The 24,220-nt window shown below is 67.5% G+C and carries 11 protein-coding genes; 9 read left to right on the top strand and 2 right to left on the bottom strand.

Translation table 11 applies throughout. The features are described 5' to 3' along the window. From Q0P60_RS16090 to Q0P60_RS16075, 4 genes are all read left to right on the top strand, one after another. A partial coding sequence (locus tag Q0P60_RS16090; RefSeq protein WP_294995695.1) for a glycine--tRNA ligase subunit alpha occupies positions 1-521 on the top strand: 521 nt, incomplete at its 5' end. A gap of 70 nt (positions 522-591) precedes the next feature. Further along, a complete protein-coding gene (gene glyS / locus Q0P60_RS16085; protein WP_294995692.1) occupies positions 592-2,667 on the top strand; it encodes a glycine--tRNA ligase subunit beta in 2,076 nt (691 codons plus the stop codon). 276 nt (positions 2,668-2,943) lie between these two features. Further along, entirely contained in the window at positions 2,944-4,740 is a 1,797-nt protein-coding gene (locus tag Q0P60_RS16080) for an autotransporter assembly complex family protein (protein ID WP_294995698.1), read from the top strand. Further along, positions 4,737-8,603: a translocation/assembly module TamB domain-containing protein gene (locus Q0P60_RS16075; RefSeq protein WP_294995689.1), complete on the top strand. Its 3,867-nt coding sequence runs from the start codon at positions 4,737-4,739 to the stop codon at positions 8,601-8,603. Before Q0P60_RS16080 ends, Q0P60_RS16075 begins: the two co-directional genes overlap by 4 nt. Positions 8,604-8,882: 279 nt before the next feature. Here Q0P60_RS16075 and Q0P60_RS16070 read toward each other — a convergent pair whose 3' ends face one another. Beyond that, on the bottom strand, positions 8,883-13,178 hold the full coding sequence (locus tag Q0P60_RS16070; protein WP_294995686.1) for a hypothetical protein: 4,296 nt from the start codon (positions 13,176-13,178) through the stop codon (positions 8,883-8,885). Between the two features lie 189 nt (positions 13,179-13,367). Here Q0P60_RS16070 and Q0P60_RS16065 point away from each other — a divergent pair, with 189 nt between their 5' ends. From Q0P60_RS16065 to Q0P60_RS16050, 4 genes are all read left to right on the top strand, one after another. Then, positions 13,368-15,515 (top strand): S46 family peptidase, encoded by a 2,148-nt coding sequence (locus tag Q0P60_RS16065; protein ID WP_294995683.1) that lies wholly within the window; start codon positions 13,368-13,370, stop codon positions 15,513-15,515. 109 nt (positions 15,516-15,624) lie between these two features. Next, complete coding sequence (locus Q0P60_RS16060; protein WP_294995680.1) at positions 15,625-19,083, top strand: PAS domain-containing hybrid sensor histidine kinase/response regulator; 3,459 nt, start codon at positions 15,625-15,627, stop codon at positions 19,081-19,083. Between the two features lie 445 nt (positions 19,084-19,528). Beyond that, positions 19,529-20,104: a manganese efflux pump MntP family protein gene (locus Q0P60_RS16055; protein WP_294995678.1), complete on the top strand. Its 576-nt coding sequence runs from the start codon at positions 19,529-19,531 to the stop codon at positions 20,102-20,104. Between the two features lie 119 nt (positions 20,105-20,223). Next, entirely contained in the window at positions 20,224-20,691 is a 468-nt protein-coding gene (locus Q0P60_RS16050; protein WP_294995676.1) for a transposase, read from the top strand. Between the two features lie 32 nt (positions 20,692-20,723). Here Q0P60_RS16050 and Q0P60_RS16045 read toward each other — a convergent pair whose 3' ends face one another. Further along, entirely contained in the window at positions 20,724-21,341 is a 618-nt protein-coding gene (locus Q0P60_RS16045) for a hypothetical protein (protein WP_294995674.1), read from the bottom strand. 1,057 nt (positions 21,342-22,398) lie between these two features. On the opposite strand from Q0P60_RS16045, the gene Q0P60_RS16040 reads away from it, so the two are divergent. Then, positions 22,399-24,123 (top strand): autotransporter outer membrane beta-barrel domain-containing protein, encoded by a 1,725-nt coding sequence (locus Q0P60_RS16040; RefSeq protein WP_294995672.1) that lies wholly within the window; start codon positions 22,399-22,401, stop codon positions 24,121-24,123. Positions 24,124-24,220 lie beyond the last annotated feature (97 nt).

Raw genomic sequence — 24,220 nt, 5'->3', positions numbered from 1 at the left:
GGGGCCTGGGCTGGGAAGTCTGGCTCAACGGCATGGAAGTGACCCAGTTCACCTACTTCCAGCAGGCCGGTGGCCTGGAGTGCCGCCCGGTGCTGGGCGAGATCACCTACGGTCTCGAGCGCCTGTGCATGTACCTGCAGAACTGCGACAACGTCTACGACCTGGTCTGGACCTACGGTCCGGATGGCCAGCCGGTGACCTACGGCGATGTCTACCACCAGAACGAGGTGGAGCAGAGCACCTACAACTTCGAATACGCCGACGTGGAAGAACTGTTCCACCGCTTCGATGCCTGCGAGCGCGAAGCGCAGAAGCTGGTCGAAGTGGGGCTGCCGCTGCCGGCCTACGAACAGGTGATGAAGGCCAGCCACACCTTCAACCTGCTCGATGCGCGCCGTGCGATCAGCGTGACCGAGCGCCAGCGCTACATCCTGCGCGTGCGCGCGCTGGCCCAGGCCGTGGCCAAGGCGTACTACGAGCAGCGCGAAAAGCTGGGCTTCCCGGGCGCGAAGAAGGCCTGACCGCCGCTCTCCCCTTACTCCGGGGCGCCGGACGCGTCACGCGCTGCGCCCCCACCACTGGATTGAAACGATGAGCCAACTGTCTCCCCTGCTGATCGAACTGGGCACCGAAGAGCTGCCGGTCAAGGCGCTGCCGGGCCTGGCCCAGGCGTTCTTCGACGGTGTCGTCGAAGGCCTGCGCAAGCGCGGCGTCGCGCTGGAACTGGGCGATGCCCGCCCGCTGTCGACCCCGCGCCGCCTGGCCGTGCTGCTGCCGGGCGTGGGCCTGGAACAGCCGGAACAGCACAGCGAAGTGCTGGGCCCGTACCTGAACATCGCGCTGGACGCCGAAGGCCAGCCGACCAAGGCCCTGCAGGGCTTTGCCGCCAAGGCCGGGATCGACTGGACCGCGCTGGAGAAGACCAGCGACAACAAGGGTGAGCGCTTCGTGCACCGTGCGGTGACGCCGGGCGCGAGCACCGCCAGCCTGCTGCCGGAGATCCTGCGCGAGGCGATCGCCGCGATGCCGATCCCCAAGCCGATGCGCTGGGGTGACCATGCGTGGGGCTTCGCGCGCCCGGCGCACTGGCTGGTGCTGCTGCACGGTGGCAACGTGGTCGAGGCCGAGCTGTTCGGCCTGCAGGCTGGCCGGGTCAGCCGTGGCCACCGCTTCCACCACGACCAGGCCGTGTCGCTGGACCAGCCGCAGGACTACGTGGAAGCCCTGCGCGCCGCCTTCGTGCTGGTCGACCCGAGCGAGCGCCGCGCGCGCATCGTTGCCGAGGTCGAGGCCGCCGCGGCCAAGGCCGGTGGCAGCGCCCGCATCACCGAGGACAACCTGGAGCAGGTGGTGAACCTGGTCGAGTGGCCGTCGGCGGTGCTGTGCAGCTTCGAGCGCGCGTTCCTGGCGGTGCCGCAGGAAGCGCTGATCGAGACCATGGAGATCAACCAGAAGTTCTTCCCGGTGCTGGATGCCGCCGGCACCCTGACCGAGAAGTTCATCGGCATCGCCAACATCGAATCGAAGGACGTGGCCGAAGTGGCCAAGGGCTACGAGCGCGTGATCCGTCCGCGTTTCGCCGATGCCAAGTTCTTCTTCGACGAAGACCTCAAGCAGGGCCTGGCGTCGATGGGCGACGGCCTGAAGACGGTGACCTACCAGGCCAAGCTGGGCAGCGTGGCCGACAAGGTGGCGCGCGTGGCGGCGCTGGCGGCGGTGATCGCAGCACAGGTCGGCGCCGATCCGGCGCAGGCCCGCCGTGCCGCCGAACTGGCCAAGAACGACCTGCAGTCGCGCATGGTCAATGAATTCCCGGAACTGCAGGGCATCGCCGGCCGCCACTACGCCGTGGCCGGGGGGGAATCGGCGGAGGTGGCGCTGGCCATCGACGAGGCCTACCAGCCGCGTTTCGGCGGTGACGACATCGCGCTGTCGCCGCTGGGCAAGGTGCTGGCTATTGCTGAACGCGTGGACACGCTGGCCGGTGGCTTCGCCGCGGGCCTGAAGCCGACCGGCAACAAGGACCCGTTCGCCCTGCGCCGCAACGCGCTCGGCCTGGCCCGCACGATCATCGAAAGCGGCTTCGAGCTGGACCTGCGCGCGCTGCTGGCCAGCGCCAACGCCGGCCTGGCGGCGCGCAACGTGCAGGCTGATGTCGGCGAGCTGTACGACTTCATCCTCGACCGCCTGAAGGGCTATTACGGCGACAAGGGCGTGCCGGCCACGCACTTCAACGCCGTGGCCGAGCTGAAGCCGGCCTCGCTGTACGACTTCGACCGCCGCCTGGACGCGATCGGCACCTTCGCCGCGCTGCCGGAAGCCGAGGCGCTGGCTGCGGCCAACAAGCGCATCCGCAACATCCTCCGTAAGGCTGAAGGCGACATTCCGGCCCAGATCGACCCGGCGCTGTTGCAGGAAGACGCCGAGCGCGCGCTGGCCGAAGCGGTCACCGCGGCCATCGACGACACCGGCGCCAGCCTGCAGCACAAGGATTACGTGGCGGTGCTGGCGCGTCTGGCGCGCCTGCGTCCGCAGGTTGATGCGTTCTTCGACGGTGTGATGGTCAATGCCGAGGATCCGGCGCTGCGCGGCAACCGCCTGGCGCTGTTGACGATGCTGGGCGAGCGCCTGGGCAAGGTCGCGGCGATCGAGCATCTGTCGAGCTGATCGGTACCTGCCATCCACGCATGGCGGGGATCTACGGGTACGGGTAGTGCCGGCCGCTGGCCGGCATTGCCACCGCGCATCGGTTCGGTCTGTGGGGGCCGGCACGACCGGATCAGCGACGGTGGATGTCCATCGGGGTCATTGCCGGCATCGCGCACGATGCCGGCATCCGCGCCTGCAATCACGACGATCGCCACAAAGGCGCGTATTTTGACCGCCACTTAACAACCGATCCCGAATGACGTGATGCATGTCGCATCGTCACCTTCGGTCGGTATGCTGTGCCGCATGCAGCCAAAGAAATACGCCCTGCCGCTGATGGTCCTGTCGCTGGCCGCCACCTCCGTGGCCCACGCGCGCGGCACCATCGACAAGGTGGACATCAAGGGATTGGACAAGGGCGACGACGCCGCAATCATCGAGAACATCCAGGAATCGCTGTCCCTGTACGACACGATCGGCAAGGAACAGGGCGAATCGCGCCTGGAGTACCTGCTGTCGCAGGCCGAGCGGCAGACCCGCCAGGCGCTGGAGCCGTTCGGCTACTACAACCCGGTCATCAAGGTCGAGGCGCCGCGCGAGGACGAGCACGTGCGCGTGCTGATCCACGTCGACAAGGGCACCCCGGTCACCGTACGCCGCGAGCACATCGACATCACCGGCCCGGCGATCTACGACCAGTACCTGCAGGATGACCTGGCCGCGTTCAAGCCGCGCAAGGGCCAGCGTTTCGTGCATACCCAGTACGAAGCCAGCAAGATCACCATCACCCGTCGCCTGGCCGAGCGTGGCTATTTCGACGCCGACTACACCCAGCGCCAGGTGCAGATCACCCGCGCCGACAATGCGGCCGACATCGACCTGACCTGGGACAGCGGCCGCCGCTACAACATGGGCCCGGTGCGCTTCGAGCAGGATTACTTCGTCGACAAGCTGTTCGACCCGCTGGTGTACTGGGAGCAGGGCAGCTACTACCACGAGGGCAAGCTGGACCGGCTGCGGCAGTCGCTGACCAAGCTGGACTACTTCAGCGTGATCGACATCCAGCCGCGGCCCGACCAGGCCGATGACAACGGCGACGTGCCGGTGGATGTGAAGCTGACCCGGGCCAAGCGCACGATCTACACCGCGGGTCTGAGCTACGGCAGCGAGAGTGGCCCGGGTGTGCGCGGCGGCATCGAGCGGCGGTTCCTGAACAACCGCGGGCACAAGATGAACACGCAGCTGGACTATGCGCAGAAGCGCAAGAGCGTGGTCACCAGTTACCGCATTCCGGCCTTCAACTGGCTCGATGGCTGGTACACCTTCGCCGCCAGCGCGTACGACGAGCAGACCGACTACATCGACCTGCGCAACTTCAAGCTGATCGCCAGCCGCAGTGGCGAGATCAACGAGCACTGGACCGCGATCGCCTCGATCAACGGGCTGCGCGAGCGCTGGCGCTACGCCTCCGGTACCGAGTTCACCGGCGCGGTCTACAACACCTCGACCCTGGTCTATCCGCAGATGGTTGCGGACTACGTCAACGTCGACGACACGATGTTCCCGCGCAAGGGCATCAGCGGTACCGCAACCATGCGCGCCGGCGTCGAAGGCGCCGGTTCGGACACCAGCTTCGTGCAGGCCAATGCGGTGCTGCGCTGGTACATCCCGGTGGGCGAGAGCAACCGCCTGATCCTGCGCGGCGAGGGTGGCACCACCTGGACCAGTGACCTGGTGGCGATGCCGCCGAGCCTGCGCTACTTCGCCGGTGGCGACCGCAGCATCCGTGGCTACGCCTACCGCGAGGTGGGCCCGCGCACCCCGGCACCGGACAAGTACGCGCTGGGCGCCAAGAACCTGGTGATCGGCTCGGCCGAGTACGAGCACTACTTCAACGGCGGCCCCTGGGGTGCGGCGGTGTTCGTCGACACCGGCAGCGCCTTCGACAACACCATCGACCTGCATACCGGTGTCGGCTTCGGCGTGCGCTGGAAATCGCCGGTGGGCCCGGTGCGCATCGACGTGGCGCACGGCCTGAACAACCCGGATTCGCAGTTCCAGCTGTACCTGAACATCGGAGCGGACCTGTGAGCACGCCCGCACCGACCCCGAACCCGAACCCGAACACGCCGCCACGCGTGCGTTTCTACCGTCGCCGCCGCTTCTGGGCCTGGTCCGGCGCCGGCGTGGTCGGCCTGGTGCTGCTGGCCCTGCTGGCGGTGTACTGGCTGCTGCAGACCGTGGCCGGCCGCGATGTGCTGCTGGCACAGGTGGTGGCGCGCCTGCCGGTCGGCGCCAGTTTCACCTGGGACAAGGTGGACGGCCCGGTGGCCGGCCCGCTGACCCTGTACAACGTCGACTTCCGCTACAACGACATCCATTTCCACGCCGAGCGTGCGCACCTGGAGCCGGACCTGCGTCCGCTGCTGGGCCGCAAGCTGCTGCTGGACAAGCTGGAACTGACCAACGCCACGCTCAACCTGGCCAAGAGCGACGAACCGTTCAAGCTGCCGTCGTGGCCCGATTCGCTGCCGCAGATCGAGATGCCGCTGGCGATCCAGGCCGATGCCATCGCCATTGATGGCTTCCGCATCAGCCAGGCCAACGAACCGGTGATCGACATCAGCCGCGTGCGCGGTGGCATCGAGATCGCCAATGGCGAGTTCCAGGCGCACACGCTCGTCGTGGACAGCGACATGGGCAACTTCACCGCCCAGGGCCGCTACATCCCGGCCAAGGACTACGACACCGACGTGACCGTCACCGCGGTGCTGCCGGCCCCGCGTGGCCGCACCGCGGCCACCGTCGGCCTGGTCGCGCGTGGTGACCTGTCGCACATGGAAGTGGCGGTGGCCGGGCGTGCGCCGAAGCCGCTGCACGCCACGCTGGTGTTCGATGGCCGCACCGATCCAAGCTGGAATGCCAGCATCCGCAGTGACGAACTGGATCTGGCGCTGCTGTCGCCGGCCCTGGCGGGCTCGGCGATCGCGCCGCTGGCGCTGGATTTCACCGCCGCCGGCAAGGGTGGCAACGCCAACCTGCGCGGCAGGGTGAAGCAGGGCGACCAGGAGCTGGAGCTGGCGCCGTCGGTGGTGTCGCTGCAGGACCAGGTGCTGAAGGTCTCGCCGCTGCTGGTCAAGGGCCTGGGCGGCGAAGCGCGCCTGGAAGGCACCGCCGATTTCAGCCAGGAAGACCAGCAGAAGCTCAACTTCTCGGTGGTCGCGCATGATCTGACCTATGTACCGGCGGCGGACCCGAATACCGCCGGCAGCGTGCCGGTACCGGTCACCCTGAAGGAAGCACGTTTCGGCCTGGCCGGTACCCTGAAGGCCTGGGCCGCGATCGGCCGCGCCGAGGTCGAGCGTGATGCGCAGAAGGCGCAGCTGCGCTTCGACGTGCGCGGCAACGACCAGGCCGCGTCGATCCACCAGCTGCAGGCGCAGACGCCGGGCGGCCAGCTGCAGGTGGAAGGCCAGGTGGCCTGGGCACCGCAGCTGGACTGGGATGCCAAGGCCACGCTGAAGGACTTCGACCCCGGCTACTTCCTGCCGGGCTGGAACGGTCGCCTGTCCGGCAATCTCGCCTCCAGGGGCCGGCAGCTGCCACCGCCGGCCAATGCGGCCCCGGGTACCGCCGGTACGCTCGAGGCCACCGTCGACCTGCCGTCGCTGAAGGGTGTCCTGCGCCAGCGCAACCTGGATGCGCAGGGCACGTTCGCGCTGCAGGGCGCGCAGGGCCAGGGTGACCTGAAGCTGTCGCTGGGCAGCAGCCGGGTGACCGCCTCAGGCAAGGTCGGCGATCGCCTCGACATCGATGCGCGCTTCGAGCCGTTGCAGCTGAGCGATCTGCTGCCGGGGGCCGATGGCGGCCTGCGTGGCCAGGTACAGGTGAAGGGCCCGCGCGATGCGCCGGACATCACCGCCGACCTGGTCGGCAACAACCTCAACTGGGATGGCTACGGCGCCGAGAGCGTAAGCATCAAGGGCCACCTGCCGTGGCGCGGCGACAGCGGTACGCTGGCGGTGCAGGGCCAGCAGGTCAACGCCGGCATGCTGCTGGAGCGGCTGAACATCGATGCGCAGGGCAGTGTTTCCAACCTGCGCCTGGCCGCACAGACCCGCAACGAGATGGGCGCGGTGGAACTGCAGGGCAGCGTGCGCCAGCAGGGCGCACAGTGGCGTGGCGAACTGGCCGCGCTGCGCATCGCACCGGTGAAGGGCGATGCCTGGTCGCTGCGTGCGCCGGCCACCTTCGCGATCAACGGCAGCACCTACACCCTGAGCGAAACCTGCCTGGCGGCCGCCAGCAGCGGCGCACTGTGTGCACAGGCCAACTGGCCGCGCGAAGGCCTGGTGGTGCGCAGCGATGCGCTGCCGCTGGCGCTGGTGCAGCCGTGGCTGCCGCCGCAGTCCGGCCGCCGCATCTACCTGCGTGGCGATGTCAGCCTGGACGCGCAGATCCGCCCGCGCGGCAACGCCTGGGAAGGCCATGTGGAAGTGCGTTCCAAGGAAGGCGGCGTGCGCCTGGGCGAGAACCGAATCACGGTGGGCGATGCCACCCGTGGCGAACTGGTGCGCTACGACCAGTTCTCGCTGAAGCTCGACATGACCCCGGCCAGCATCAAGGGCTACCTGGGCATGGGCTTCCAGGGCAACGGCTTCGTCGATGCCAAGATGCAGACCGGTTGGGAAGCCAGCGCGCCGTTGAACGGCGAGCTTTACCTCAACATGTCGCGGCTGTACTGGCTGGAGCTGTTCTCGCCGGACATCGTGCGCCCGACCGGCCTGATCGAAGGGCATGTCAGCCTGCGCGGCACACGGGGGCAGCCGTCGCTGGGCGGCGACGCGCAGCTGAGCAACTTCAAGGGTGAATTCCCGGCGCTGGGCCTGACCTTCGACCAGGGCAAGGGCAGCTTCGTGGCCCAGCCCGATGGTTCGGCCAAGATCACCGCGCAGGCCAATTCCGGCCAGGGCACGCTGTATGTGGATGGTGGCCTGTCGTGGTTCGGCGATGCACAGCCGCTGCAGCTGAAGATCCACGGCGAGAACGTGCTGCTGTCCAACACCAGCGAACTGCGCATCGTCGCCAATCCCAACCTCGACTTCACCCTGGCCAAGGCAGCGATGGAGCTGCGCGGCACCGTGCACGTGCCCGAGGCCGACATCGACATCGAGCGCCTGGATCGCGGCACCTCGGTATCCGAAGACGTGGTGGTGCTGGACCCGGCCGATCCCGAAGAGTCGCGCACCTCGCCGCTGGACATGGACCTGGTGGTCAGCCTGGGTGACAAGGTGAAGATGACCGGCTTCGGCCTGAAGGGCGCACTGACCGGCAAGATGCAGGTCTGGGCCAAGCCCGGCCGCGAGATGACCGCCAATGGTGGCCTGGAAGTGAGTGGCCGCTACAAGGCGTACGGCCAGGACCTGACCATCACCCGCGGCAACCTCACCTGGAACTACAACGCGGTGTCCGACCCGCGCATCAACATGCGCGCCGAGCGCAAGGTGGGTGATGTCACCGCCGGCATCGACGTGACCGGGCGCGCGCAGCAGCCGCGTGCGGACGTGTGGTCCGATCCGGCGATGTCGCAGTCCGAAGCGCTGGCTTACCTGGTGCTGGGCCGCAGCCTGACCGGTGCCAGCAGCGACCAGACCCAGCAGGTCAACGCGGCCTCGGCAGCACTGTCCGCCGGCAGCGGCCTGCTGGCCTCGCAGCTGGGTGCCAAGCTCGGCCTGGACGATGCCGGCGTGAGCCAGTCGCGCGCGCTGGGCGGTTCGGTGATCGGTGTTGGCAAGTACATCTCGCCCAAGCTGTACGTCGGTTACGGCGTATCGCTGGTCGGTGCCGGTTCGGTGATCACGCTGAAGTACCTGCTGCGCCGCGGCTTCGACGTGGAAGTGGAATCGAGCACGGTGGAAAACCGCGGTTCGATCAACTGGCGGCGCGAGAAGTAGCACCGGCTGCATGACGATCAAGGGTAGAGCCGGCCGCTGGCCGGCTGCATGGCGGTCAAGGGTAGAGCCGGCCGCTGGCCGGCTGCATGGCGGTCAGGGGTAGAGCCGGCCGCTGGCCGGCTGCATGACGGTCAGGGGTAGAGCCGGCCGCTGGCCGGCTGCATGACGGTCAGGGGTAGAGCCGGCCGCTGGCCGGCTGCATGACGATCAAGGGTAGAGCCGGCCGCTGGCCGGCTGCCTCTGGACCATGAAGCCGAGCATGGGCTCGGCACGCCAGGTCTATGCCCGCAGCAGCTCCTGCACGGTCCACGCATGCCGTTGCAGCAGCTCCAGGTGCTCGTCGACGTGCTGCTCCGAAATGACGTGCAGCGGCGTGCGCAAGGGCCCGCCCCGGCCGCTGCGCCAGCGCCCGTTGTGAGTGGGGCGTGGCAGTGCCTGGTCCAGCCCGGGCCACTGCGCGCGCGCGCGATCCAGCGCCCTCAGCAGCCGCGGCGGCACATCCTCGACCACCCGCGAGGCCGCCGCGCCGCGCGGTGCAGGACCATGCAGCAGGTCATACAGCAGGTGCGAACAGGCCGCGCGGGCCTGCGACCATCCGAGCCCGGCTGGCTGCGCCAGCAACTGCAGCAGCGGCTGTTCATCCTGCACTTCATCGCAGAGCCATCTGACGAGGGCCGCACGCCGCCGCGTGCCGCAGGCGGCCATGCGCAGCCCCGCATCCAGCGTCGCCAATGCAAAGCGCGCCATCTCATCCGGCAACGCCGTACGCACCCCCGCAGCGTGCAGGGTGACTGCCAGGTTCAGCAGCTCCCTGACGTGTGTCAGCCCGCTGGACTCATCCGGCTGCAGCAGCCATTCCGCCAGTGATGCACCGGCCCGATGCTGTGTGTGCATGGCGCTTGCCATGGCGGCGGCACGCTGCAGCAGGGGCAGGCACTGCACGCTGCGCGCATCAGGATCGAGCTGCAGGCGCAGCGGCAGGCCACGTTCATTCCATTGAGGGACGAACGCCGCTACCTGCCTCGGAGTGACCGGCAGATCCCACGAAGACAAGGCACGCTGGATGCTCGCGTCGGCCTGCTCCGGGCCCGCGGCCGGTGCGAAGCGCATCACCGGGCGGCCTGCCAGATCGCCGGCGACCAGGTACAACTGCACAGCCGTGGCGTAGGGACTCGAAGACCGCACACGCCAGGCGATCGCACGCTTCTCCATTTCCGTGAGCGAGGGGTGCGTGCTGAACAGCTGGCGGAGATAGAGTTCCGGATCGATCAAGGCTCCGTCGAACTGGAACAGGCTGTCCAGCATCCGGTCGGCGACTGCCGATGCGTCCGTGTGCATGACCTTGGCTAGGTCATGCAGGTGAGTACGAAGCAGCGCTTCGCTGGGGGCATCGCGCAACGCCGGTCGCGGCGCTGTAGGCAGTGCGTCCTGCTGCCGATGCCCTTGATCTTGCAGCCATCGCTGATAGCGCTGCAGCGCGCCGATCCGCTGCTCGGGGACCACATCCCCAGGCAAGTCCAGCAGTGCGCGCAGCGAACTGATCCCCCCGTCGGCGTACTGCAGGCGCATGGCGTGGTGACCTTCGATCACAACCGTGCCGCTCGGCTGCAGACGCAGCGTGAGGTCTACATGCAGTTCGGAATCGGCCAGTGCGGGGCCATCGTCGCCGCCGGCCTCGCGGGGGAAGGGACGCGCACTGCGCAAGGGGGCGTGGCGTGTGGCGTGGATCTCTGTCGTGCCGCCTTCGGTGCTGGGCAGCGTAATGCGGTAGGCCTTGCGATCCTCGTTGCGGACCGGCAGCAGCAGCGCACCGTGGTTACCGTCCACTGCATCCTCGAACACGGTGGATTGCCCATGAATGCTGAACTCATGTCGTGCCCACAGCCCCTGATGCGCGGCGTGGATCACGAAGCTGGCCACCGCGTCAGGCTGATCGGCCAGGTGGCTGCGCAGCTGTGCCGGTGTTGTGATCGGTTCGCCATTGATGAAGTAGGTGTCACGGTTTACATCGCGCTCAATCACTCTCCACGCATCATTGACCAGCCCGCGGTCCTGACGATCCTGCTGCAGATCATCGCGGATCTGCTCCAGGATCGGTGCAGGGATGTAGGTACTGACATCGCGCGTGCCCAGCGAGGCGCGCGCTTGCAGGAACGCATCCACGGTCAACGGAACGGCGGGATTGGGCTCCTGATGGCCGCCTTCCAGCAGCAGGCACGAAATATCCTCCGCCGCGCGCTGCTCATCGGCGGTCAGGGTGCCGAGTCGGATGCGCTCGGTGGGCGGCGACAATGGCTCCGCTGGCGCGTAGTAGCGGATGTCATCGACCGTTCCCTTGCGCACCAGACGTACCTCCGGCGCCTCGCTTTCGGTCAGGGCAGTGACCAGGCGCAGCGGTGTGACGATTCGATCGGGGACCGGCGCATGCAGCTGGCCCGCCGAATGTGCGTTGGCGCGCGTGCGCCGTGGCACCGGTCCGCCGCGGTGAGCCTGCGGCGGGACGAGGGAGACGGTCATGGCAGGTGCGGTGTGGGCGTCCAGCGGTGCAGGACGGACCGGATGCGCCGCCTGCGGTGCCGCAGGGGCCTGGACAGAGACAGGGGCTGGGACCGTCGTGTGGCCGAACGCATGCAGCGAGCGCGCATGCTCAAGCAGCTGCACCCACCCGGACGCGCCCTGCGCGGATGCCTCGGGCAAGACGGGTAGAGCGGCGTTCAATGGCAGTTCCCAACCGCGCAGGGATCGTTTCGGCAGCAGCTGCGGGAAGCGCTCCCAAGGTCCGGCGAGCAGCGTCCTGCGCAGCTGGAACAGCCGCCAGTGCCGATCGTGGCCGGTGTGGGTGGCCTCCAGCATTTCACTGGCCCTCAGCGTTTCCGCCAGCAGATGCGCGCCGGCCAGCCGGGCCTGGTCCCAGTCCACGCCCGGCAGGCCATCCAGGTTGGCCAGCAAGGAGGACGGTTGGCCGCTGGGCAACAGCAGGTCGATCAGGCGCGCCCGTGCCAGGCCCTGCGGGTTGTGGCGCAGATGGTCCTGGAGTTCAGACAGGGCAAAGCGGATCAGTTCCGCTGGCAGCGCATGCACGACGCCCTGTGCGTGCAGTCCACGCGCCAGCTGCAACCAGCTGAGCACGCGCGCCGGTGCGACCACGCCGCTGCCGGCCACAGCGGCGGGTTCCAGCAGCAGGCGCGCCACCACATGGCCGTCGGTACGCTCCGCACTGCGCCTGCGCATCTGCTCCAGTTCGTCGATCAGCAGCGCCAGCGTCTGTCGCCGGGCCTGCTGCTGAGCGGGCGATGCAGGTGCCAGTTGCAGGTGGAGCGGCAGCGCATGCGGTGCATGCTGGTAGGAGAACAGCGGCATCTGCGCGCAGCTGGTGGGCAGGCCCTGCGCGGCCAGGGCGTCGCGCACCTGCTGGTGCGCCTGCTCGATGGACGCAGCGGCGTTCAGCAGCACATCGCCTGCGCCGATGTAGCCGGCCGTCGCCAGGTACATCTCGCGCGCGGTCTGCAACGGGCTGTGCAGGGTCAGCAGATGTTCGATGAACGGCAGTACGTCATTGCCGATTGCGCCATTCAATGATGTGAGATCCGACAGGTACTCATGTGGATCGACCAGCTGGCCATGCAGCCCCTGCAGCCGCGCCAGCAGTCTTTGCCCCAGGTCGTTCTCACCCTTTGCCGTTGCCAGCGCGGCCAGATGGGCCAGCTGCTGGCGATGGAACAGCAGCCGGAACGCATCCGCGTCCAGGCGCTGGGAGGCAGGCAGGCCCTCGTCGAGGTAGGCGGCATGGGCTTCGACCAGTAGCGCGTGGTAGCGCGACAGCGTTTGCAGCAGGGTCCCGGTGGCGTCGGCTCGATGCTCGACCGGCGCGCACAGCAGGTCATGCAGCACCCGCGCACCCTGATCGGAGCAATGGATGTTGCCTGCGACGCTGCCGTTGACGCTGATGCTGCCGTCGGCGTCCAGCTGCAGGCGCCAGTCGGTTTCCTGCTCGGGCGACAGGCAGGCTTCATGCGGGGGAACATCGGAATCCACGCGATGACGTGCCGGCGTGGCGTGGTCGGGGCCAACGTACTCGACGTTGTTCCAGGGCCAGCCGAAGCCGCTCCGCGCAGAGCGCCCCGAACTGCTGTCTTCGGAAAGGCCAGCGGGCAGCCCTTGCTGCTGCAGCACATGCAGGGTCGCGCTGCCGTTTGCAGGTTCGGGGAGTGCCAGCTGGAACTCCAGCGCAGGCCAGCCTGTTGTGGTGTCGATCGAGGGCGAGCGGTAGGCCGGATAGCGGCTGAGCAGGCCGCGCTGCAGGGCCATGTCGACAAAGCGGCGAACGCTGCCCGGCTGCCGCGCCACGTCCGCCCGCAGCTGGGGCAGATCGGCGACCGGCCGGCCATTGAGGTAGTAGACATCGGGATCGGCGGGCATGCCGCTGGCCGCCGGGCCGACCACGGTCGGCACATTGGCCACCGCCTCCAGCGAGGGCAGCGAGTGGCTGCGCGTGCGCGAAGGCGATTCACCTGCCTCGGCGCGCGAGGTGTTCGACGCGCCATACAGCGCAATGATCGGCAACGGAGGAGTCATGGCCAGGGTCTCGCCGGAAGGAGGCTCCCACCGTGGCAATCCCAGCCAAACAAGGAAATAGCCAATCGCGACAGCGGTGGCCAGCATCCTGGTCTGGATGCCGTCCCAGGCCGCCCCAACCATCGGCCGTTGCCCCTGCCCGCCGCAGCGGCTATGGTCCCGGGCTGTTCTGTCGTACCGGATTGCCTCATGTCACCACGCAAAGCCCTTCCCACCGCCCTGGCCCTGGGCCTGACCCTCGCTGCCGGCGCCCACGCCGACGAAGGCATGTGGATGCCGACCCAGCTGCCGGAACTGGCCACGCCGCTGCAGGCGGCCGGCTTCAAGGGCAATCCGGCCGACCTGGCCAACGTCACTGCGCCGCCGCTGAGCGCGGTGGTGCGTGCCGGCGGTGGTACCGGCTCGTTCGTGTCCGCCGATGGCCTGCTGCTGACCAACCACCACGTGGCGATGGGCGTGATCCAGTACAACAGCTCGCCCGAGCACAACCTGATCGACAACGGCTTCATCGCCAACGGCCGCGCCGACGAACGCCCGGCCAATCCGGACTTCCGCGTGCTGGTCACCGTCGGCTTCGACAAGGTCACCGACCAGGTGCTGGCGCAGGCGCGCGGCAAGACCGGCCGTGCCTACTTCGATGCGGTGGATGCCGCCAGCAAGCAGATCGTGGCCGAGTGCGAGAAGGACGGCAGCGTGCGCTGCTCGGTGGCCAACATGTACTACGGCACCGACTTCTACCGCATCGCCCAGCTGGAACTGAGCGACGTGCGCCTGGTCTACGCGCCGCCGCGTGCGATCGGCAACTACGGCGACGAGATCGACAACTTCATGTGGCCGCGCCACACCGGCGACTTCACCCTGCTGCGTGCCTACGTCGGCAAGGACGGCAAGCCGGCCGCCTACAGCAAGGACAACGTGCCCTACCAGGCGCCGGCGCACCTGCAGATGTCGGTGGAAGGCCCGAAGGAAGGCGACTACGCGATGCTGGCTGGCTATCCGGGCATCACCTACCGCCACCGCACCGCAGCCGAGTTCGCCGGCCAGATCGATGCCGTGCTGCCGCGCCGCGTGTCGGTGTTCCAGCAGATGATCGACACCATCGAGGCCGCCAGCGCCAAGGACGCGCAGGCGCGCACCCGCTACGCCTCGCAGCTGCAGTCGCTGAAGAACAACCGCAAGCGTGCTGCCGGCGAACTGGAAGGCCTGCTGCGCAGCGATGCCAAGGCCCAGCGTGCCGCCGATGAGAAGGCGATGCTGGCCGCCACCGACCGCAAGTACCAGGGCGACATCACGGCGCTGCTGGCCAACCTGTCGCAGGGTGCGGCGGTGGGCGAGCGCGACCTGCTGCTGGAGCAGATGGCGGCGCAGAGCCAGCTGCTGCGCTCGGCGCTGCTGCTGGAACGCCTGCGCATCGAGTCGGCCAAGCCGGATGCACAGCGCGAGACCGGCTACCAGCAGCGCGACCAGGCGATGATCGAAGGCGTGCTCAAGCAGGTCCAGCGCCGCTACGCGCCGGCGGTCGAGAAGGCGCTGCTGACTACCCTGCTGAGCCGTTATCAGCAGTTGCCGGACGCACAGCGCGTGGCCGAGTTCGACAGCGCCTTCGGCCGTACCCCGCAGCAGCTGGCCAGCGCCCTGGACAGCCTGTACGCCGGCACCCAGCTGGGTGACGAGGCCCAGCGCCTGTCGCGCTTCGCCGCTGCGCGCGAAGGCAAGGCGCTGGCCGCCGACCCGCTGATCGCCGTGGCCGGCCCGCTGGTGGCCGCGCAGCTGCGCATCGAGAACGAGAGCAAGACCCGCGAAGGCGAGCAGCTGCGCCTGCGCCCGGCCTACATGCAGGCGCTGTTCGCCTGGCGTGCCAAGCAGGGCCGTGCGGTGTACCCGGATGCCAACCGCACCCTGCGCATCAGCTACGGCAAGGTCGAGGCACTGCACCCGCGCGACGGCGTGACCTACTCGCCGGTGACCACCGTGGCCGGCATCGTCGAGAAGAACACCAACGCCTATCCGTTCGACGCGCCCAAGCCGCTGCTGGCGGCCATCGCCAAGGGTGACTTCGGCAGCACCGCCGACCCGGCACTGAAGACCCAGACAGTCAACTTCCTGACCAACCTGGACACCACCGGCGGCAACTCCGGCTCGCCGGTGCTGAACGCCAAGGGCGAACTGATCGGCCTGAACTTCGACAGCAACTGGGAATCGGTCAGCGCCAGCTGGTGGTTCGACCCGCGCTACAAGCGCGCCGTGCACGTGGACATGCGCTACCTGCGCTGGCTGCTGGCCAAGGTCTACCCGGCGCCCGAGCTGCTGAAGGAAATGGGCGTCCCGGCGGAATAACCCCAGCTCCTGGTAGGTGCCCACCGTTGGTGGGCACTGATGGGTCCTGACCTACCCTCCCCACCAACGGTCATGATCTACTGGCCCCTACCCTGACGGAAGCGAACGCGTGGTCTCCAGCTGGATCCTGCTGCTGGTCTCGGTTGCCTATGCCGCGCTGCTGTTCGGCGTGGCCTGGTGGGGCGACCGCCGGCCGATGTATCCCGACCGGCCGTGGTTGCGGCCGGTCGTCTACAGCCTGGCGTTGGCCGTGTACTGCTCGTCGTGGACCTTCTACGGCGCGGTCGGCACCGCCGTGCGCAACGGCGTGGGCTACCTGCCCATCTACATCGGCCCGCTGCTGCTGCTGTTGTTCGGCTGGCGCATCATCGAGCGCCTGGCGCTGATCGCGCGCAGCCAGAACGTGGTGTCCATCGCCGATTTCATCTCCTCGCGCTTCGGCCGCTCGCGGCGGCTGGCAGCGCTGGTGGCGATCATCGCGCTGATCGGCATCATTCCGTACCTGGCGCTGCAGTACAAAGCGGTGGCGATGAGCCTGCAGGTGCTGACCGGCAACACCGGCCCCACCGGCTTCTTCACCGATCCGGCACTGTATGTGGCGCTGCTGATGGCGCTGTTCGCCACGCTGTTCGGTACCCGCCAGGTCGATGCCACCGAGCATCACCACGGCATGATGCTGGCGATCGCCTTCGAATCGGTGATCAAGCTGCTGGCGATGTTGGCCGTCGGCGTGTTCGCCTACCTGTGGCTGAGCAACCGCACCGATGCGGTGGTCGAATCGGTGCATACGCTGTTCACCGGCCTGCCGCCGGTCGGCTTCATCTCGCAGACCCTGCTCAGTTTCCTGGCCATCATCTGCCTGCCGCGCCAGTTCCATGTGGCCGTGGTCGAGTGTGGCGACGTGCGTGACGTGCGCCGCGCGCGCTGGATGTTCGGTGGCTACCTGGTGCTGATCTCGGCCATGGTGCTGCCGATCGCCACTGCCGGCGTGACCCTGTTTGGTACCGGTGGCAGCGTCGCCGACGATTCGATGGTGCTGGCCCTGCCATTGGCCGAAGGCCGCAATGCGCTGGCCCTGATCGCCTATGTGGGTGGCTTCTCGGCCGCGACCGGCATGGTCATCGTGTCGTCCATCGCACTGGCCACCATGGTCAGCAACGACCTGGTGATGCCGGTGCTGCTGCGCCGTAGCGGTGACCACCAGGAAGCCGCCGACGTCGCCTCGCGCGTGCTCTGGATCCGCCGTCTGGCGATCCTGCTGCTGGCGCTGATGGCGTACAGCTACTACCGCACCAGCAGCAACGACAGCACCCTGGCCTCGTACGGCCTGATGGCGTTCGCGGCGGTGGCGCAGTTCGCGCCCGGCCTGATCGGTGGCCTGTACTGGCGGGGTGCCAGCCGCCGCGGTGTCGAGATGGGCATGCTGCTGGGCTTCGCCACCTGGCTGTACACCCTGTTGCTGCCGGCGATGACCATGGCCGGCTGGGTCGATGCCGGCTGGGTGCAGCATGGCCCGTTCGGCATCGAGTGGCTGCGCCCGCAGCAGCTGTTCGGCATGACCGGCTGGGACCCGCTGACCCACGGTACGTTCTGGTCGCTGCTGGTCAACGCCGCAACCATGATGCTGGTGTCGGCACGCTGGCGCCCCGGTGTGGATGAGCGCCTGCGCGCCGCACCGTTCCTCGATCCGTACGCCGAGCGCCCGTCGGTGGCTGGTGGCTGGCCCGGCCATGTGCACGTCGGCGACCTGCTGGCGCTGGCCTCGCGCGTGGTCGGTGAGCGCCACGCGCGGCGTTCGTTCTTCGAACAGGCCCAGTCGCTGGGCCGCGAGCTGCAGTCCTCGGCCCCCGCCGACCGGCCGTGGGTGCAGTTCACCGAACGCCTGCTGGCGGCCTCGATCGGCGCCGCCTCTGCACGCCTGCTGCTGACCAGCCTGCTGCGCGGTTCGGGCATGGACCTGGGCGAAGTGGTCGCGGTGCTGGACGAAGCCGGGCAGGAGCTGCGCTTCAACCGCGAGATCCTGTCCACCACCCTGGAAAACATCAGCGCCGGAGTCAGCGTGGTCGATCCGGACATGCGCCTGACCGCCTGGAACCGACGCTACCAGGACATGTTCGGTTACCCCGACGGCATGCTCTACGTGGGCCGCCCGGTGGCCGACCTGATCCGCTACAACGCCGAGCGCGGCGAGCTCGGCGAGGGTGACATCGAAGTGCAGATCAACCGCCGCATCGGCTACATGCGCGCCGGTTCGCCGCACGTGTTCGAGCGCACCCGCAGCGACGGCAAGGTCATCGAGATGCGCGGCCAGGCATTGCCGGGCGGCGGTTACGTGACCAGCTACAACGACATCACCGACTACAAGCACGCCGAAAAGGCCCTGCTGGAAGCCAACGAGACGCTGGAACAACGCGTCGCCGAGCGCTCGCACGAGGCCGAGGTCGCGCAGCAGTCGAAGACCCGCTTCCTTGCCGCGATCAGCCATGACGTGCTGCAGCCGCTGAATGCCGCGCGGCTGTTCGCCTCCGCGCTGCGCGACAGCGATCACGTGAGTGACGAGCAGAAGCACCTGGCCGAGCGCGTGGATGCTTCGCTGCGCGCCGCCGAAGAGCTGCTGGATGGCCTGCTGGACGTGTCACGGCTGGATGCTGGTGGTCTGCATCCGGTGATCGGTGAATTCGACGTCAGCGCGCTGATGCGCGAGCTGGCCGCGCAGTACACCCCGGTCGCGGCTGGCCGCGGCCTGCGCCTGGACCTGTTCGCGCGGCCGGCGTGGGTGCGCAGCGATCGCCGCCTGCTGCGCCGCGTGCTGCAGAACTTCCTCGCCAATGCGCTGCGCTACACGCGCCAGGGCCGCATCGTGCTGGCCGTGCGGCATCGCGCCGATGAAGTGGAACTGCAGGTGTGGGATACCGGCCCCGGCATACCCGAGCACCACATGCGGCAGATCTTCGACGAGTTCCACCGCTACCAGCAGCCGTTCGACTGGGGCGAGCAGGGGCTGGGGCTGGGCCTGTCGATCTGCCAGCGCATCTCGCGCCTGCTCGATCATCGCCTCAATGCACGCAGCCGGGTCGGCAAGGGCTCGATGTTCTCGATCATCCTGCCGCGGGTGGCGCCGCTGCCGGGCTACACCGAGCCGGTCATGCCGGTGGCGGCGGTGGCCGCGCCAGTGCGCAGCGATTCGCTGGCCGGCCTGCGCGTGCTGTGCGTGGACAACGATGAAGAGATCCTCGACGGCATGCGCGCGCTGCTCGGCCGCTGGCAGGTACAGGTGATCACTGCCGCCACCGTTGACCAGGCGCTGGAGAAGATCGCCGAACGGCCGCAGGTGATGCTGGTGGACTACCACCTGCACGACCGCATGGACGGCCTGGACGCACTGGTGGCGCTGCGCGAGGCGGCAGGCTACCCGTTGCCCGGCGCACTGCTGACCGCCGACGGCCGCGACGAACTGAAGCGCATGGCGCGCGAGCGCGGTTACCGCGTGCTGACCAAGCCGATCAAGCCCGCCTCCCTGCGCGCCTTCCTCGGCGCATTGCGTGACGCCGGCAACACCGACGCCTGAACGCCTCCACTGTAGAGCCGAAGGCAACGGCAGGAGCCGTTGCCAACGTCGCGTGCGACGGCCCGAAGGGTGCCGGTCAGGACGACCGGCATAGCCATGCTCGGCTATCGCGCGCAGCGCGGGATTGCAGGGCCCCACCCGGGATGCGACCGCAGCACGCAACCCGCCCCAAACCCCACCAATATAGCCATCGCTATACAAACCAGCCCTGCCTGCGCGTTTCACTGCAAATGCGCCACGCGCGAATCGCGGTGCTAAGCTGCGCGTCCCCTTGGGGAGTAGCCGGATTCCTTCGCAGGAATCGTTCACGTCAACATACTCGGCCAGTGCGCCGTGGCGTGGACAACCATGATGGTTGGCGAGACCAGCGGCCCGCGCGCGCAACGTCAGGTTGGGCGCGAGCGCGAGCCGTGCGTCCGTCCTTGCCCGACCTTCCGCTGCCGCCATGTCCCCCATTTCGATCCTCCTGATCGGCTTTGCCATGTCCACCGATGCCTTCGCCGCCGCGATCGGCAAGGGTGCCGCGATGCGCAAGCCGGTGTTCCGTGATGCGCTGCGCGCCGGCATCATCTTCGGCGTCATCGAAGCGATCACCCCCATCATCGGCTGGCTGCTCGGCCGCGCCGCCCTGCAGTACGTCGAAGCCTTCGACCACTGGATCGCCTTCGGCCTGCTCGGTGCGCTGGGTATCCACATGATCTACAACGGCCTGCGCCCGGACAGTGCCGAGGAAGATGAAGATCCCTCGCAGCACCACGGCTTCTGGAAGCTGGCGCTGACCGGCTTCGCCACCAGCATCGATGCGATGGCGGTGGGCATCGGCCTGGCCTTCATGGACGTGCATATCGGCGTGATGGCCGCGGTCATCGGCCTGTGCACGCTGACCATGGTCACCGCCGGCATCATGCTCGGCCGTGTGCTGGGCAGCATGGTCGGCAAGCGCGCCGAGATCATCGGTGGCGTGATCCTGGTGATCATCGGCGCGACCATCCTGTACGAACACCTGCACGGCGCCGCGTAAGCCACAGCCCCTGTAGAGCCGAGCCATGCTCGGCTAACGCGCACAGCGCGGCAATGTCCGATACGCGGTACAGGCCTCGGCTGATGCAATGGTCGAGCAGCGCACCATAGTGTTCCCGCATGGCCAGCCCCTCCCTCCGCCTCGGCCGCTGGTCGCAGACCGGCAACGCCTACGCACTCACTGCGGTAACGCACCGGCGCCACCCGTGGTTCACGGACCCGGCCAACGCTGAACTGCTTATCGACGCACTACGCACCGTCGAACGCACGGGCCGCACGTTCTCCCTGGCCTGGGTGATTATGCCGGATCACCTGCATGGGTTGGTTGAACTGCGCACCGGCTCCCTCGCCGGCTGCATGCAGTTCCTCAAATCGCGCAGCTCGCGCACCATCGGCAAGCGCGTCGATGCCAATGGTCCACTCTGGCAGGCCGGCTATTACGACCACGCACTGCGCAGCGACGAATGCCTGCGCACACAAGCGACGTACATCATGGCCAACCCGGTCCGCGCAGGATTGGCAGCGCGAGTTGGGGCACGCCTGGAACCGATGGCCATTGTTGGGATGAGCACAATCCCGCCTCTGTAGAGCCGAGCCCACGCTCGGCTCTACAAATGCGGTCATCCGGTGGTATCGGCTGCCGGTCGTTGCGAAAACTGGCGCTCATACTCCAGCGTCAGCAACGTCATGTCATACAGGAACTGTTCGTCCTCATCGATCCATGGTGCATGGTTGCAGGTGTCGAGCAGGCTCATCTCCACCCGCTCGGCCTCGGCGTCAGACAGAAAACCGGCCCGCTCGTTCAACGCCAGGATGATCATCAGTGCGTCGCCGGCATCCGCACTCGAGACCTGCCGGCCGTTTGCCAGCGCGGTGTGGATGGCTTTTACCAACCCCAGCTCCTGCAAGGGATCGTAGGTGGCGCAGGCCTGCGGCAGCACCTGCTGCAGGAAGCCGTAACGCTCCTCGCTGGGCGCCAACTCCGGCTCGCCAGGCTCAGGCACGTACTGCTCGATCCGCTCGGCGTCCTGCCGTGAAAGGAAGTGGCTTTCGTCGTTGAGGTTGAACACGTTCAGCAGTGCACGCCGGGCGGTCATCGAGTCGATGCTGCAGTGCCGCTGCACCTGGCCCTGCACCAGGCGCAGGAACTTCATGTTCGGTGATGCCCGGTTGGCAATGTCCTGTATCGACATCCCGATTGGATCTACCTGGGCAACCAGATCGGGGCTGAAGCTCACGTGGGGCGTGGGCAGGGTGCTGCTGCCAGCAGCGGGGGGAGTCGGCATGGACGTGGCCCTTACGGAAGGTGGAGCCTGCATCGTGTGGGTCACGGCATGCCTGCGCCATTGAATCTATTTCAAAAGAGCACCGCGGAGCCCCTGTAGAGCCGAGCCTATGCTCGGCTGCGCCTCGCGCGCATCCAGCAAGCCGGGCATCGGCTCGGCTCTACATGACGTACGGATGATTCCCGCGTCGTGCCCTGCCTCCACGGTGGTATTTGCAACAAATTGTATGTCTTCGCCCTGTCGGTTTCGCCACTCTGACGTCCTCGGCAAAAGCGCAGTGCACGCGAGTTACCTCGCAGCTGCCTGCGCAGGGAGTCGCATCCAGCTCCCCGCTGCCACCGATTTCAGACACGAACCCAACGAGGACGACGACATGAAGACCTTTACCCCTACCTGCCTTGCCCTGGCCGTTGCGGCCGGGCTGTTCGCGGCGCTGCCGGCGCAGGCGCGCACGCTCAATCCTGGCGAATCGGCGACCGTGGACCCCGGTAGTGACCCCGACGAAGGCTGGGATCTGACAGGGGCTACGCTGGTCATGCGGCCCGGTGCAGTTGCACGCTACATCGATACGAAAGGTGGTTCGGCTTCGACTGTGATCGTCGATGAAGCAACAATCAGCGGAACAGGGGCGGGTGTCTACGTCCTGGGGCTGAACGGAGGGTCGGATGCTCTGGTGCGCAATTCGGTGATCTCCGGCGATGGCTACGGCATCTGGCTTGGGGTGGGTGGGACGTCTCTGGATATCAGCGATTCCAATGTCTCGGCCCGCTTTGAAGCATTGACACTCAGCTCCGACAGCGCCGCAGTTGGCTCAAACACGAGCATAGTGTCAGCAGAAGCGAGTGCCATTGGCTTCGGTGGGGTGGGCGGCGGAGGGATGGCCAGCTTGGCGCTGACGAATGGCAGTAGTGCAAAGGGGCAAACCAATGCGGTGGAATTCTATTCCGGATCCAATGATCAGGAGCTGCGTGTGGATGCCTCGCACCTGGAGAGTGTTACTGGATCGGCATTGTCTGTAAAAGAAATGGGTGGCGGCTTCGCCACTTCTATCGATCTCAACAACGGCACCACCGTCACCGCCGGCAATGGCGTGCTGCTGGAAACCGAAGGCGCGGTCACCGCCAACCTCAACATCAACAACAGCGCCATCGCTGGCGACATCCTCAACGACAAGGCCAATGGCGCCACCACCGTGGTCGGCCTGCGTAACAATGCAGTGCTGACCGGCGCGATGACCGATGTGACCGGTGTATCGATCGAATCGGCGCAGTGGAACGTGTCCGGTGATTCGTCGGTGGACAACCTGCAGCTCAACAGCGGTGGCATCGTGGCCTTCGAGGCGCCGGTGGGCGGCGTGCACAAGAACCTGACCGTGGGCACCTTCAGCGGCAACGATGGCACGATCATCTTCAACACCGTGCTGGCCGATGATGCGTCGGCCAGTGACAAGCTGGTGGTGACCGGCGATACCTCGGGCAGCGCCAACGTGCGGGTCAACAACATCGGCGGCGCCGGTGCAGAAACCATTAACGGCATCGAGCTGATCAACGTCGGTGGCGTGTCCGATGGCGTCTTCACCCTGGCTGGCCGTGCGGTGGGCGGCTCCTACGAGTACTTCCTGCACAAGGGCGGCGCCGGTGCCGGTACCGACGGCAACTGGTATCTGCGTTCGGAACTGCCGACCGGCCCCGCGCCGTGTGACCCCGCCAATCCGGTGCCGGGGTGCACCCCGGTGGTGGTGCCGGGCGACGAAGAGCCGTATCCGATGCCGGAACCGAAGCCCGATCCGGAGAATCCCGGCACCCCCGATCCGATCCTGCGCCCGGAAGGCGGCGCCTACCTGGCCAACGTGCAGGCCGCGCAGCAGATGTTCGCCATCGGCTACCACGGGCGCCAGCAGGGCCAGAACGGCGCCGGCGCCTGGGCCAAGGTGGACGGCTCGCGCAATGGCTTTGATGCGTCCAGCCGCCAGCTGGATGTGCATGGCAACAGCCAGGCGCTCAGCGTCGGTGCCAACGTGTGGCAGCACGAGAGTGGCAGCGCGGCCGGTGTGATGCTGTCCAGCGGCAACGCCACCAGCACCTCCACCAATGAGCTGACCGGCTACTACGCGCGCGGCAAGGTCAAGGGCGAGGCGCTGGGCATTTACGGCACCTGGCGTGGTGGCAATGCGGCGGACCCGTACGCCGGCTTCTACGTGGATGGCAGCGTGCAGCGTGCGCAGTTCCGCAACCGCGTTGAAGGCGTCGGTCTGGAGACCGAACGCTACACGAGCCGCGCCTGGCAGGGTGCGGTGGAAGCGGGTTACGCCTTCCGTGTCGGTGGTGCCAGCAACGGCGGCATCTATCTGGAACCGCAGCTGCAGGTCGGTTACACCCGTTGGGACCAGGGCCAGCACACTGAAGCCAACGGTACCGTGGTGCAGACCGAGGATGCCAATGGCCTGTTTGGCCGTGCCGGTGTGCGCCTGTCCGGCGTGACCCGCGCGATGAACGGCGGTGTGGAAGTGCAGCCGTATGTGGCCGCACATTGGCTGCACACCCGTGCCGGTTCGCAGATCCGCATGAACGACGAGATCGTGGATGCGCGCATTCCGCAGAACCGTGGCGAGTTCAGTGCCGGTGCCTCGTTGAACTTCGGCAACGGCTTCGGCGCCTGGGGCGGCCTGTCGCTGCAGAAGGCCTCGGGCTACCACCAGACCAGCGCCCAGGTGGGCCTGAGCTACCGCTGGTAACGCCAGGGTTGATGTGGAGCCGAGCATGGCTATGCCGGTCGTCCTGACCGGCACCCTTCGGGCCGTCGCACGCGACGTTGGCAACGGCTCCTGCCGT

Source organism: uncultured Stenotrophomonas sp., from assembly GCF_945952405.1.
In the GTDB taxonomy this organism is placed as follows: Bacteria; Pseudomonadota; Gammaproteobacteria; order Xanthomonadales; family Xanthomonadaceae; genus Stenotrophomonas.
This window is presented reverse-complemented; position numbering and strand designations above follow the sequence as displayed.